Below are 13,828 nucleotides of genomic sequence, written 5' to 3'. Positions count from 1 at the left end.
ACCCGACATGTCGTAATGTCCCCCCGGACAATCTTCTACCTGCTGAAGCTTCGCACAATGCCGGACGTATTCCACAGTATCGGCAAGATATTTGTGAAGTGAACCGGATCGGCACTGGTCCAGAACTGCGCTTCACGGACGGGCCCTTCGGCGAGCAGATCGCCTTCGGCCAGCAACCGTTGAAGTTGGCGCGCAACAGCGGCCCCCGTGTCGATCAGACTGATGTCGGCGGGGATCATTTGCCGCAGCATGGGCTTGAGAAAAGGGTAATGGGTGCAGCCGAGAATCAGCGTGTCCGCGCCGGCGGCCAACAGCGGCTCGACGTATCCGGCCAAGAGCTGATGCAGTTGCGGGCTGTGCAGATCACCGTTTTCGATCAACTCAACCAGACCGGGACAGGGTTGAGTGATGACTTTCACGTCGGTGGCGAAGCGATCGAGCAGTGCGGCGAACTTGGCACTCTGCAAAGTGCCGGTGGTAGCCAGCACGCCGACCACGCCGGAGCGGGTGGCGGCTGCCGCCGGTTTGACCGCTGGCTCCATGCCGACAATCGGCCACTGCGGATAATCGCGACGTAGCTCGGCGACACCGGCGACCGTCGCTGTATTGCACGCCAGCACCAGGGCCTTGGCGCCCTGCTGCTGAAAGAAGTCAGCCATTACGCTGCAACGCTCCCGGATAAATTCCGGGGTTTTCTCGCCGTAGGGAATATTCCCGCAATCGGCGACGTACAACAGCGACTCATTGGGCAGCAAACGCTGGATCTCGGCCAGTACCGAGAGCCCACCGACACCCGAGTCGAACACGCCAATCGGCGCTTCACGCATGTGTCGACCCACAGACGCTGCAACCCGGATCACGCTTGACCCGCAACTCACGAAAGCGCGTGCCCAAAGCGTCTATCAACAGCAGGCGCCCTACCAGCGGCTCGCCGAACCCGGCCAATAATTTCAAGGCTTCCAGCGCTTGCAGGCTGCCGACCAGCCCCACCAGCGGCCCGACCACGCCGGCCTCGCTGCAGGTCAGTTCAGCTTCGCTGCCGTGCCCGTATAAGCAGTGGTAGCACGGGCTTTCGGGCCGACGCGGGTCGAACACCGACAGTTGACCTTCGAGGCGAATCGCCGCGCCGCTGACCAGTGGCTTGCCGGCCGCCACGCAAGCGGCGTTGACCGCTTCACGGGTGGAGAAATTGTCGGAGCAGTCGAGGACCAGGTCGACCTTCGCCACGGCCGCCGCCAAAGAGTCTTCATCCAGCGCGCTGCGATGGGCGATCAGTTCAATATCGGGATTGATTGCACTCAAGCGCTTGAGCGCCGAATCGACCTTGCTCATGCCGACGCTGTCGGTGTCATGAATGATCTGGCGTTGCAGGTTGGTCAGATCGACCGTGTCGAAGTCGGCCAGGTGCATTTGGCCAACACCGGCCGCGGCCAGGTAAAGCGCCACTGGCGCGCCAAGGCCGCCAAGACCGACGATCAATACCCGGCTGTGCTTCAACCGCAACTGGCCATCGATATCGATGTGTTGCAGCAGAATCTGCCGACTGTAGCGCAGCAATTCCAGATCATTCAGCACGGCAGGCGCCCCAGGCTGATCCGTTGATGACCGCCCAGATCGGTGCGGCTGTGGACGTCTTCGAACCCGCGGGTCAGCAGCAAATCGCGCACCGCTTGCGCTTGGTCATAACCATGCTCGAGCATCAGCCAACCACCGGCTTCCAGATGGTCTGGTGCCTGGGCGGCGATCAGGCGCAGATCGTCGAGCCCGTCGACACCGGCCACCAGTGCGCTTTCCGGTTCGAAGCGTACATCGCCTTCGACCAGATGCGGATCGGCTGCTGCGATGTAGGGCGGATTGCTGATGATCAGTTCAAAGCGCTGACCGGCCAGGGCGCTGAACCAATGACTGCTCCGGACCTTAGCGTTGTTCAGGTGCAGGCGCTGGCGATTGCGTTCGGCCAGGGCCACGGCTTCAAGCACACGGTCCACGGCGGTGATGCTCCAGGCCGGGCGTTCGCTCGCCAGGGCCAGGGCAATCGCGCCGCTGCCGGTGCCGAGGTCGAGCACGTTGGCCGGCGTGGCGGGCAACAGTTCCAGTGCGGCTTCCACCAGCAATTCGGTGTCTGGACGCGGGATCAGCGTGTGCGGCGCGACTTCCAGGTCGAGCTTCCAGAAACCCTGCTGGCCGAGGATATAGGCCACCGGCTCTCCGCCGCGGCGCCGCTGCAAATACTCGGCAAACGTCAACGCCGCTTCGCTCGGCACGATGCGTTCCGGCCAGGTGTGCAGGAAACTGCGGGACTTGCCTAACGCCGCCGCCAGTAACAACTCGGCATCCAGGCGCGCCGTCGGCGAGTCCGGTAAATCAGCGGCACGCAACAAGCTGGCAATGATCGTCATTTACTCACCTATCGCTGCCAGTTGATCGGCCTGGTACTCGGCCAGCAGCGGCTCGATCACCGCATCGACGCCACCGGCGAGGATTTCGTCGAGGGAGTACAAGGTCAGGTTGACCCGGTGGTCGGTGACCCGCCCCTGGGCAAAGTTATAGGTGCGGATGCGCTCGGAGCGATCACCGGAACCGACCAGCAGCTTGCGCTCGCTGGCAATCGCGTTGGCCGCGGCAGAGGTTTGCTGGTCATTGAGCTTGGCCGACAACCAGGACATTGCCCGGGCACGGTTCTTGTGCTGCGAGCGCTCTTCCTGGCACTCGACCACGATGCCGGACGGCAAGTGAGTAATGCGGATCGCCGAGTCGGTCTTGTTGACGTGCTGGCCACCGGCGCCGGAAGAGCGATAGGTGTCGATGCGCAGGTCCGCCGGATTGATCTCGATGGCTTCCTGTTCGTCCGGCTCGGGCAATACCGCCACGGTGCAGGCGGAGGTGTGGATGCGGCCCTGGGACTCGGTCGCCGGAACCCGCTGCACGCGGTGCGCGCCGGATTCGAACTTCAGCTTGCCGTAGACGTTGTCGCCCTCGACCCGGGCAATCACCTCTTTATAGCCGCCGTGTTCACCCTCGTTCTCCGAAAGGATCTCCACCCGCCAGCCACGCCGTTCGGCGTAGCGCGAATACATGCGGAACAGGTCGCCGGAGAAAATCGCCGCCTCGTCGCCACCGGTGCCCGCGCGGATTTCGAGGAACACGTTGCGCCCGTCGTTCGGGTCCTTGGGCAGCAGCATGCGTTGCAGATCGGCTTCGAGCGTGACCAGGCGTTCCTTGGCTTCGCGAACTTCTTCCACGGCCATTTCACGCATGTCCGGGTCGCTGTCCTTGAGCAGTGCCTGGGCACCTTCGAGGTCATCCTGCACTTTCAGCAGTTCTTTATAAGTGCCCACGATCGGTTCAACTTCCGCGTATTCCTTGGAGTAGGTGCGGAACTTGTTCTGATCGGAAATGACCTCGCCATCGCCCAGCAGGGCAGTCAATTCCTCGAAACGGTCCTGGAGAATATCCAGCTTATTGAGCAGTGACGCTTTCATTGCGGTTTTTTATCCGAAAAGCTATCCGATGAGCCCTCACCGAGGGCAAAGAGTTCCTGGGCCATCGCCAGCGCATCCAGGCGACCTTCGGCAGAAAGCTTTTTCAACTGCACGCTCGGTGCGTGCAACAGTTTGTTGGTGAGCCCGCGAGCCAGTTGCACCAGCACCTCTTCGGCACTGCTGCCGTTGGCCAACAGGCGCTGGGCCTTTTGCAATTCTTCGTCGCGCAGGCGTTCGCTTTGTTGACGATAGGCCTTGAGCACATCCACCGCCGCCAGCTCGCGCAGGCGCACCATGAAATCCTCGGCACCGATCGAGACCATCTCTTCGGCGGCCTGGGCAGCGCCCTGACGGCTCTTGAGGTTCTCGGCGACCACTTCGTGAAGGTCGTCGACGCTATACAGGTAAACGTCGTCCAACTCGCCGACTTCTGGTTCGATGTCACGGGGAACGGCGATATCCACCATGAAAATGGGTTTGTGCTTGCGCAGTTTCAAGGCGCTTTCCACCGCGCCCTTGCCGAGGATCGGCAACTGGCTGGCGGTGGAACTGATGACAATATCGCTGCGCACCAGCTCCGCCGGAATGTCCGAGAGCAACACCGCATGGGCGCCGAACTGTTCGGCCAGGATGCTGGCGCGCTCCAGCGTACGGTTGGCGACGACAATTCGCTTTACACCCAGGTCATGCAGATGGCGGGCGACCAGGGTGATGGTCTCGCCGGCACCGATCAACAAGGCCTGGCTGCGTTGAAGGTCGCTGAAAATCTGCTTGGCCAGGCTCACCGCGGCAAACGCCACCGACACCGGGTTTTCACCGATGGCGGTGTCGGTGCGCACTTGCTTGGCCGCGTTGAACGTGGCCTGGAACAACCGCCCGAGCAGTGGGCCGATGGTCCCGGCCTCGCGGGCCACGGCATAGGCTGACTTCATCTGGCCGAGAATTTGCGGTTCGCCCAGCACCAGCGAGTCGAGCCCGGAAGCGACTCGCATCATGTGACGAACTGCCGCATCGTCTTCGTGCACATAAGCGCTTTCGCGCAGTTCTTCGAAGCTCAAATGATGATATTCGGCCAGCCAGCGCAGCACGACTTCGGCCGACAGCTGATCCTGTTCTATATAGAGTTCACTGCGATTGCAGGTGGAGAGGATCGCAGCTTCGCGGCTGTCGGTGAGTCGGCAGAGCTGCTGCAAGGCCTCAACCAGCTGCTCAGGGGTAAAAGCCACGCGCTCGCGGACGTCTACTGAAGCAGTCTTGTGGTTGATACCGAGTGCAAGGAAGGCCATTCAAAGTCGCTGATGGTGACGTGAAGCCGGCAATTGTCCTACTTCGACGGAATCAGAACAACTATTCGATATCTATCGCCCCGGTAGACGACGCCCAGGACTGCGAGCAGTTCTCGTTTACACGCAATCCCTGTAGGCGCTGGCTTGCCAGCGAAAGCGTTATTACAGGCGACTACTCTCTCGACTGAACCATCGCCTTCGCTGGCAAGCCAGCTCCTACATTCGATTTGTGTCGCTCACAAAAGCTATGTACCCCAGCATCCTCTGCAGGAGCGAGTTCGCTCCTGCAAGGCCGGTGTACAGCGAAAATGGCGGGGCGGTTATGTTTGGCCCAAAGCTTGTGTCATGATGATCCGACCGCAGGTTAGTCGTCCTCTTCCTATATGAATAGATCTTCCGCGTTGCTCCTCGCTTTTGTCTTCCTCAGCGGCTGCCAGGCCTTGGCACCCGTTTCGTCGGACGGTACGCCGCCGGTTGAAGACAGCACCCCGGCGCCTGAAAAGCCCAAGGTCTACAGCTCATTCAGCGAGGAAACCGTCTTCAGCCTGTTGAGCGCCGAACTGGCTGGCCAACGCAATCGTTTCGACATTGCGTTGGATAACTACGTGACCCAGGCCATCAACACCCAGGATCCGGGCATTTCCGAGCGGGCATTCCGTATCGCCGAATACCTGGGCGCCGACCAGGCCGCCCTGGACACCGCGCTGATCTGGGCAAAAAACGCCCCCAACGACCTCGAGGCACAACGCGCCGCTGCCGTGCAACTGGCACGCGCCGGGCGTTATGACGACTCCATGGGGTATATGGAGAAAGTCCTGCAGGGCAAGGGCGACACCCATTTCGACTTTCTTGCACTGTCGGCGGCCGATACCGATCAAGACACGCGCAACGGCTTGATGAAAAGTTTCGACCGCTTGTTGCAGCGTCACCCGAACAACAGCCAGCTGATTTTCGGCAAGGCCTTGCTGATGCAACAGGACGGTGACGCCGCGGGCGCGCTGAAACTCCTGGAAAACAATCCGCCTGAAGACGGTGAAATCGCGCCGATCCTGCTGCGCGCGCGCCTGTTGCAGACCCTCGATCGCGGTGACGAGGCCCTGCCGCTGCTGCAGAAAAGCATCAAGAAATACCCGGACGACAAGCGACTGCGCCTGACGTATGCGCGGATGCTGGTTGAACAGGACCGCATGGACGACGCCAAAGCGGAATTCTCGAGCCTGGTTCAGCAATACCCGGATGATGACGAACTGCGCTACTCGCTGGCACTGGTCTGCCTGGAAGCCAAGGCCTGGAATGAGGCCAAGGGTTACCTGGAAGACCTGATCGCCCGCGAAAGCCATGTCGACTCCGCGCACCTGAACCTGGGCCGCATCGCCGAAGAACAAAACGACCCGCAAGGCGCGTTGATCGAATACGCCAAGGTCGGTCCGGGCAATGACTTCCTGCCGGCGCAGTTGCGCCAGGCCGATATCCTGATGAACAACGGCAGAACCGCCGAAGCCCAGCGCAAACTGGCCGCCGAACGTGACGAGCAGCCCGATTACGCGGTCCAGTTGTACCTGATCGAAGCCGAAACCCTGTCTGCCAACAATCAGGGCGACAAGGCCTGGAAGGTGCTGGATACCGCCTTGCAGCAATATCCGGACGACTTGAATCTGCTTTATACCCGGGCCATGCAGGCGGAAAAACGCAATGACCTGGCGCAAATGGAAAAAGACCTGCGCACGATCATCAAGCGCGATCCGGGCAATGCCATGGCGTTGAACGCGCTCGGCTACACCCTGTCTGACCGTACGACGCGTTACGCCGAAGCCAAGGCCCTGATCGAACAGGCACACCAGATCAGCCCTGAAGACCCGGCCGTCCTCGACAGCCTTGGCTGGGTGAATTACCGCCTGGGCAATCTCGACGAGGCCGAACGCCTGTTGCGCCAGGCCCTGGACCGTTTCCCCGACCAGGAAGTCGCCGCCCACCTGGGTGAAGTGCTGTGGGCCAACGGCAAACAGCGTGAAGCGAAACAGGTCTGGGGCAAGTTCCTCAAGGATCAACCCGACAGCCCGACCCTGCGCGGCACCATCAAACGCCTGACCGGATCAGAGACTCTTTAAGATTATGCTTTTGCGCCATTTCATCGTTTTCAGTTTCATCGCCCTGCTCGCCGGTTGCGCGGGATACGGCACTCGCGAATCCGTCGAAGGGCACGGCAATCCCGCCCAATGGCGTGAACACAAAGAGCAATTGACCGCCCTCGACGGCTGGCAGATCGACGGCAAGATCGGCATCCGCGCCCCGAAAGACTCGGGCAGCGGCACGCTCTTCTGGTTGCAACGCCAGGATTACTACGACATTCGTTTGTCCGGCCCGCTGGGTCGTGGCGCGGCGCGCCTGACCGGGCGCCCGGGCAAGGTATCGCTGGAAGTGGCCAACCAGGGACGCTATGAAGCGCCGAACCCGGAAGTCCTGCTCGAAGAGCAATTGGGCTGGAAATTGCCGGTCTCCAACCTGGCCTGGTGGGTGCGCGGCCTGCCGGCGCCGGACAGCAAAAGTCGCCTGACCCTGGACGGCGACAGTCGCCTGGCCAGCCTGGAACAGGACGGCTGGAAGGTCGAGTACACCGCCTACACCGAGCAAAACGGTTTCTGGCTGCCCGAGCGCATCAAGCTCAGTGGCGCCGACCTCGATGTCACGCTGGTGATCAAGGTCTGGCAACCGCGCAAGCTGGGGCAATGACATGCCGGACAATCGCCTGACATTGCCCTCGCCGGCCAAACTCAATCTGATGCTGCACATCCTCGGTCGCCGTGAAGACGGTTACCACGAACTGCAAACGATGTTTCAGTTTCTCGATTACGGCGACGAAATCACTTACGCCCTGCGCGACGATGGTGTCATTCAATTGCACACCGAGTTCGAGGGTGTGCCTCACGACAGCAACCTGATCGTGAAAGCCGCGAAAATGCTTCAGGAACAATCCGCCTGCACGCGGGGCATCGATATCTGGATCGATAAAATCCTGCCCATGGGCGGCGGCATCGGTGGCGGCAGCTCGAATGCCGCGACAACCTTGCTGGGCCTCAACCATTTGTGGCAACTGGGTTGGGATGAAGATCGCCTGGCGGCCCTTGGCTTGACCCTGGGGGCCGACGTCCCGGTTTTCGTTCGCGGTCATGCGGCTTTCGCCGAGGGCGTGGGGGAGAAACTGACCCCTGTCGACCCAGAAGAACCGTGGTATCTCGTGCTGGTGCCGCAAGTCTCTGTTAGTACGGCAGAAATTTTTTCAGATCCGTTGTTGACACGTAACACTCCTCCCATTAAAGTGCGCCCCGTTCCCAAGGGAAACAGTCGTAATGACTGCTTGCCGGTGGTAACAAGGCGTTATCCAGAGGTACGTAACGCTTTGAATTTGCTAGGTAAATTTACCGAAGCAAAACTCACCGGAACTGGAAGTTGTGTGTTTGGGGGCTTCCCAAGCAAAGCTGAAGCTGATAAAGTCTCGGCCCTTCTTACAGAGACCCTTACAGGGTTTGTAGCAAAAGGAAGCAACATTTCGATGTTGCATCGCAAGCTGCAAAGTCTGCTCTAAAGGAACCGATTACTGGGTAATCGTTGCAACAGATACAGGGGCGTCGCCAAGCGGTAAGGCAGCAGGTTTTGATCCTGCCATGCGTTGGTTCGAATCCAGCCGCCCCTGCCATTTTCTATACTCATCCAGGTTACCCTCAGCCTCTAGGTACTGCGCGTGTCCAAGATGATGGTCTTTACGGGGAACGCTAACCCCGATCTGGCTCGGCGTGTCGTACGTCAGCTGCATATCCCTCTCGGTGACATCTCCGTCGGTAAATTCTCCGACGGCGAAATTACAGCCGAGATCAATGAAAACGTCCGCGGTAAAGATGTCTTCATTATTCAGCCGACTTGCGCTCCGACCAACGATAACCTGATGGAACTGGTAGTGATGGCTGATGCCTTCCGCCGCTCCTCGGCTACTCGTATCACTGCTGTTATTCCTTACTTTGGTTATGCCCGTCAGGATCGCCGTCCGCGTTCCGCTCGTGTGGCTATCAGCGCGAAAGTCGTTGCTGACATGCTTACCGTAGTCGGCATCGACCGTGTTCTCACGGTTGATTTGCATGCTGACCAAATCCAGGGTTTCTTCGATATTCCGGTAGATAACATCTACGGCTCCCCGGTTCTGGTGGATGACATCGAAGATCAGCGCTTCGAAAACCTGATGATCGTGTCCCCGGACATTGGTGGCGTCGTGCGTGCACGTGCCGTTGCCAAGTCCTTGGGCGTGGACCTCGGGATCATCGACAAACGCCGTGAGAAAGCCAATCACTCTGAAGTGATGCATATCATCGGTGATGTCGAAGGGCGTACCTGTATTCTGGTCGATGACATGGTCGATACCGCCGGCACCCTGTGCCACGCGGCCAAGGCCTTGAAAGAGCATGGCGCTGCCAAGGTTTTCGCCTACTGCACGCACCCTGTGCTGTCGGGTCGGGCGATCGAAAACATTGAAAATTCCGTGCTGGACGAGCTGGTGGTGACTAACACCATTCCGCTGTCCGCTGCAGCACAAGCCTGTGCACGTATCCGTCAACTGGATATCGCACCGGTAGTTGCCGAGGCGGTCCGCCGCATCAGCAATGAAGAATCGATCAGCGCGATGTTCCGCTAAGGGCCCTGCCCTTCTTGAAATGTCCCGTTGACGAAAAGCGCCCCGCCCCGGCATTCCTGTCGGGGCGGGGCTTTTTTGCCCATATCGCCTTTAGCGCTGGTCGCAAACGCTGGGGCGAGTGTGGTTATTTTGGAGATACAACATGAACGATTTTACTCTGAATGCTGAAGTGCGTTCCGACCTGGGGAAAGGTGCGAGCCGCCGCCTGCGTCGTCTCGCAAGCCTGGTTCCAGCTGTAGTTTACGGTGGCGACAAAGCCCCTGAATCCATCAGCATGCTGGCCAAAGAAGTTGCCAAGCTGCTCGAAAACGAAGCGGCTTACAGCCACATCATCGAGCTGAACGTTGCTGGCACCAAGCAGAACGTCGTAATCAAGGCCCTGCAGCGTCACCCGTCGAAAGGTCACGTACTGCACGCTGACTTCGTACGCGTCGTTGCCGGCCAGAAGCTGACCGCTATCGTTCCAGTGCACTTCATCAATGAAGAAGCACCGGTCAAGAAAGGCGGCGAAATCTCGCACGTTACTTCGGAAATCGAAGTTTCCTGCCTGCCGAAAGATCTGCCTGAGTTCATCGAAGTCGACCTGGCTAACGCTGAAATCGGTTCGATCATTCACCTGTCGGACCTCAAAGCCCCTAAAGGCGTTGAGTTCGTGGCCCTGGCACACGGTGATGACAAGGCTGTTGCCAACGTCCACGCTCCACGTGTTGCTCCAGAAGCTGCAGAAGGCGCTGCAGAGTAATTTTACTCTGTACCCCGGAGTGACCGGAAACATCGCGGACTAGAGCGTAGCGAGAAAGCGGGCGAGAACGCGGAGTTTACATCTATGGTAAATGAGCAATTTTCGTCCACTTTCGCCGCTCTCCCTGATTGCGGTGATGTTATCCACCACTCCAAGGAAGGGCCCCTATCGTGACTGCCATCAAACTGATCGTTGGCCTGGGAAATCCAGGCGCTGAATACGAACAGACCCGGCATAACGCAGGGGCCCTTTTTGTTGAGCGCATCGCGAACGCACAAGGCGTGAACCTTGTGGCGGACCGCAAGTATTTCGGCCTGACCGGGCGCTATTCGCATCAGGGTCAGGATGTTCGTCTGCTGATTCCCACCACGTACATGAACCGCAGCGGCCAGGCCGTAGCGGCACTCGCCGGGTTCTTCCGAATCAAGCCTGAAGAAATCCTCGTGGCGCATGACGAACTCGACCTGCCTCCGGGCGTTGCCAAGCTCAAGCAGGGCGGCGGCCATGGCGGTCACAACGGGTTGCGCGACATCATCGCGCAACTGGGTAATCAGAATACCTTTCATCGCTTGCGGCTTGGCATTGGCCACCCGGGCGTTGCCAGTATGGTTTCAAATTTCGTCCTGGGTCGTGCGCCACGCGCCGAACAGGAAAAACTCGATGCCAGCATCGACTTTGCCCTCGGCGTGCTGCCGGATATCCTCGCCGGGGAATGGAACCGCGCGATGAAAAACCTGCACAGCCAGAAGGCCTGACTCTACTCCGAGGGGAAACACCATGGGATTCAATTGCGGCATCGTCGGCCTGCCTAACGTCGGCAAGTCCACCCTGTTCAACGCCCTGACCAAATCCGGGATCGCGGCCGAGAACTTCCCCTTCTGCACCATCGAGCCCAACAGCGGTATCGTGCCGATGCCGGATCCGCGTCTGCAAGCCCTGGCGGACATCGTCAACCCCAAGCGCATCCTGCCGACCACCATGGAATTCGTCGACATCGCAGGCCTGGTGGCTGGTGCATCGAAAGGCGAAGGCCTGGGCAACAAGTTTTTGGCCAACATCCGTGAAACCGATGCCATCGCCCACGTGGTCCGCTGCTTTGAAGACGAGAACGTGATTCACGTCTCCAACAGCGTCGACCCGAAACGCGACATCGAAATCATCGACCTGGAACTGATCTTCGCCGACCTCGACAGCTGCGAGAAGCAACTGCAGAAAGTCGCGCGCAACGCCAAGGGTGGTGACAAGGACGCCGTGGTCCAGAAAGGCCTGCTGGAGCAATTGATTGCTCACTTCACCGAAGGCAAGCCGGCGCGCAGCCTGATGAAGAACCTGAGCACCGACGAAAAAGTGGTGATCAAAGGCTTCCACCTGCTGACCACCAAGCCGGTCATGTACATCGCCAACGTCGCTGAAGACGGTTTCGAGAACAACCCACACCTGGATGTTGTTCGCGCCATCGCCGAAGAAGAAGGCGCTGTGGTGGTACCGGTGTGCAACAAGATCGAAGCGGAAATCGCCGAGCTCGATGACGGCGAAGAGAAGGACATGTTCCTCGAAGCCCTGGGCCTCGAAGAGCCTGGCCTGAACCGCGTGATCCGCGCCGGCTACGAAATGCTGCACCTGCAGACCTACTTCACCGCCGGTGTCGAAGAAGTCCGCGCCTGGACCGTTCGCGTCGGTGCCACCGCACCGCAAGCCGCTGGCGTGATCCACACCGACTTCGAAAAAGGCTTCATCCGCGCCGAAGTGATCGCCTACAACGACTTCATCCAGTACAAGGGCGAAGCCGGTACCAAGGAAGCCGGTAAATGGCGTCTGGAAGGCAAGGACTACATCGTCAAGGACGGCGACGTGATGCACTTCCGCTTCAACGTGTAAGCCACACGCCGAATAAAAAAGCCGCGTTTGATACGCGGTTTTTTTGTGCCTGAAACAATGAGCTGCGACACCACATCTCCCCCGTGGGAGCTGGCTTGCCAGCGAAAGCGGTGTGTCTGCGCCGTCAATGTTGAATGTGCCGACGCCTTCGCGGGCAAGCCCGCTCCTACAGGTTTTCTGGTGAACGCCATTTTTGTGAACGACAGCATTCATCGTAGGAGCTGGCTTGCCAGCGAAAGCGGTGTGTCTGCGCCGTCAATGTTGAACGTGCCGACGCCTTCGCGGGCAAGCCCGCTCCTACAGATTTCCCGGTGAACGCCATTTTGTGAACGACAGCATTCATCGTAGGAGCTGGCTTGCCAGCGAAGGCGGTGTGTCTGCGCCAATGTTGAATGTGCCGACGCCTTCGCGGGCCCGCCCCTACAAGGGATCTGCTTAGATCAATTCTTTTTGGTGCGTGGCAGGAAAATCGCCAACACCCCGAATAACGGCAGGAACGAGCACAGGTAGTACACGTATTCGATACCGCGAATGTCCGCCAGATGCCCGAGCAATGCCGCGCCAATCCCGCCGAAGCCGAACATCAAACCAAAGAACACCCCGGCGATCATCCCGACGTTGCCCGGCACCAGTTCCTGGGCGTACACCACGATGGCCGAGAACGCGGAAGCGAGGATGAAGCCGATGACCACACTGAGGATACTGGTCCAGAACAGGTCAACATGCGGCAACAGCAAGGTGAATGGCGCAACGCCGAGGATCGAGAACCAGATCACTGCCTTACGCCCGATCCTGTCGCCAATCGGCCCGCCAAAGAAGGTCCCCGCTGCGACCGCACCGAGGAACAGGAACAGGTGCAGTTGAGAACTGGCCACCGACAGGTCGAACTTCTCGATCAGGTAAAACGTGAAGTAACTGGTCAGGCTGGCCATGTAGAAATACTTGGAGAACACCAGCAACCCGAGCACCACCAGTGCACTGGTGACTCGCCCCTTGGACAAACCGTGGGTCGCCGCCTGACCTTGCTTGAGCTTGAACAGGTTCAAGTGGTTGGCGTACCAGCGACTGATGCGATAGAGCACGAACAGCGCAAACACCGCGAACAGGCCGAACCACGCCACGTGCCCCTGGCCGTAGGGAATGATGATCGCCGCTGCCAGCAGCGGGCCGAACGCCGAACCTGCGTTACCGCCGACCTGGAACGTCGATTGCGCCAACCCGAAGCGCCCGCCCGAAGCCAGGCGTGCCACGCGGGACGCTTCCGGGTGGAACGTCGAAGACCCGATCCCGATCAATCCCGCCGCCAGCAGAATCAACGGGAAGCTGCTAACCACTGACATCATCAGAATGCCGATCAAGGTGCAGACGGTACCCGCTGGCAACAACCACGGCTTGGGATGACGGTCGGTGTAGTAACCGACCCACGGCTGCAACAGCGAGGCCGTCAGCTGGAAGGTCAAGGTGATCAGGCCGACCTGAGTAAAGGTCAGGCCATAGTTGGCCTTGAGCATCGGGTAGATCGACGGCAGTACCGACTGGATCAGGTCGTTGATCAAGTGCGCCAGCGCCACCGCGCCGATGATGCGCATGACCAGCGGGCTGCTTTGAGGAGGAGCGGACGCCGGCACGTTGCCGGTCTGGGCATTGCTGATAGCCATGGGGTTTTCCGTACAACAGATGGGTGCAAACAGGCAGGTGCGCCAATGTGCCATTTTTCAATGCACCAGCGCCATCCCCTTAGCCTGCTAACGACCTCGAA

At 59.5% G+C, this 13,828-nt stretch carries 13 protein-coding genes and 1 tRNA gene; 8 read left to right on the top strand and 6 right to left on the bottom strand.

From position 1 onward, the window contains the following. Window positions 1-35: 35 nt before the first annotated feature. Genes murI through hemA form a run of 5 tightly spaced genes read right to left on the bottom strand, consistent with a single transcriptional unit; the run spans window position 36 to window position 4,768 of the window. Window positions 36-827, bottom strand: coding sequence for a glutamate racemase (murI, locus tag J1D76_RS11165; protein ID WP_421138379.1), 792 nt, complete (start codon window positions 825-827; stop codon window positions 36-38). Beyond that, on the bottom strand, window positions 820-1,575 hold the full coding sequence (locus J1D76_RS11160; RefSeq protein WP_421138378.1) for a molybdopterin-synthase adenylyltransferase MoeB: 756 nt from the start codon (window positions 1,573-1,575) through the stop codon (window positions 820-822). The genes murI and J1D76_RS11160 overlap by 8 nt, the downstream gene beginning before the upstream one ends. Then, window positions 1,569-2,399, bottom strand: coding sequence for a peptide chain release factor N(5)-glutamine methyltransferase (prmC, locus tag J1D76_RS11155; protein ID WP_421138377.1), 831 nt, complete (start codon window positions 2,397-2,399; stop codon window positions 1,569-1,571). The genes J1D76_RS11160 and prmC overlap by 7 nt, the downstream gene beginning before the upstream one ends. Next, entirely contained in the window at window positions 2,400-3,482 is a 1,083-nt protein-coding gene (gene prfA, locus J1D76_RS11150) for a peptide chain release factor 1 (protein WP_421138376.1), read from the bottom strand. Beyond that, complete coding sequence (hemA, locus tag J1D76_RS11145; protein ID WP_421138375.1) at window positions 3,479-4,768, bottom strand: glutamyl-tRNA reductase; 1,290 nt, start codon at window positions 4,766-4,768, stop codon at window positions 3,479-3,481. Before hemA ends, prfA begins: the two co-directional genes overlap by 4 nt. Window positions 4,769-5,151: 383 nt before the next feature. On the opposite strand from hemA, the gene J1D76_RS11140 reads away from it, so the two are divergent. From J1D76_RS11140 to ychF, 8 genes are all read left to right on the top strand, one after another. Continuing rightward, window positions 5,152-6,876, top strand: a complete 1,725-nt coding sequence (locus tag J1D76_RS11140; RefSeq protein WP_421138374.1) for a tetratricopeptide repeat protein — start codon at window positions 5,152-5,154, stop codon at window positions 6,874-6,876. Between the two features lie 4 nt (window positions 6,877-6,880). Then, on the top strand, window positions 6,881-7,498 hold the full coding sequence (gene lolB, locus J1D76_RS11135; protein WP_421138373.1) for a lipoprotein insertase outer membrane protein LolB: 618 nt from the start codon (window positions 6,881-6,883) through the stop codon (window positions 7,496-7,498). A gap of 1 nt (window position 7,499) precedes the next feature. Continuing rightward, on the top strand, window positions 7,500-8,351 hold the full coding sequence (gene ispE, locus J1D76_RS11130; protein WP_421138372.1) for a 4-(cytidine 5'-diphospho)-2-C-methyl-D-erythritol kinase: 852 nt from the start codon (window positions 7,500-7,502) through the stop codon (window positions 8,349-8,351). Window positions 8,352-8,387: 36 nt separating this feature from the next. Continuing rightward, window positions 8,388-8,462: transfer RNA gene (locus J1D76_RS11125), tRNA-Gln, on the top strand. Window positions 8,463-8,507: 45 nt separating this feature from the next. After that, the gene (locus tag J1D76_RS11120) at window positions 8,508-9,449 is read left to right on the top strand and encodes a ribose-phosphate pyrophosphokinase (RefSeq protein WP_003171603.1); all 942 of its coding nucleotides are present in this window, start codon (window positions 8,508-8,510) and stop codon (window positions 9,447-9,449) included. A gap of 142 nt (window positions 9,450-9,591) precedes the next feature. Continuing rightward, window positions 9,592-10,191, top strand: coding sequence for a 50S ribosomal protein L25/general stress protein Ctc (locus J1D76_RS11115; RefSeq protein ID WP_421138371.1), 600 nt, complete (start codon window positions 9,592-9,594; stop codon window positions 10,189-10,191). 170 nt (window positions 10,192-10,361) lie between these two features. Continuing rightward, window positions 10,362-10,946: an aminoacyl-tRNA hydrolase gene (gene pth, locus J1D76_RS11110; protein WP_046030136.1), complete on the top strand. Its 585-nt coding sequence runs from the start codon at window positions 10,362-10,364 to the stop codon at window positions 10,944-10,946. 22 nt (window positions 10,947-10,968) lie between these two features. Then, complete coding sequence (ychF, locus tag J1D76_RS11105; RefSeq protein WP_421138370.1) at window positions 10,969-12,069, top strand: redox-regulated ATPase YchF; 1,101 nt, start codon at window positions 10,969-10,971, stop codon at window positions 12,067-12,069. A 440-nt stretch (window positions 12,070-12,509) separates the two neighbouring features. Here ychF and J1D76_RS11100 read toward each other — a convergent pair whose 3' ends face one another. Next, window positions 12,510-13,727, bottom strand: a complete 1,218-nt coding sequence (locus J1D76_RS11100) for an MFS transporter (RefSeq protein ID WP_421138369.1) — start codon at window positions 13,725-13,727, stop codon at window positions 12,510-12,512. Window positions 13,728-13,828 lie beyond the last annotated feature (101 nt).

Origin of the sequence: Pseudomonas sp. NFX15 (assembly GCF_049132105.1) — a bacterium.
Lineage (GTDB): Bacteria > Pseudomonadota > Gammaproteobacteria > Pseudomonadales > Pseudomonadaceae > Aquipseudomonas.
The sequence above is the reverse complement of the archived record's forward strand: the minus strand, read 5'-3'. Positions and strand labels throughout refer to the sequence as shown.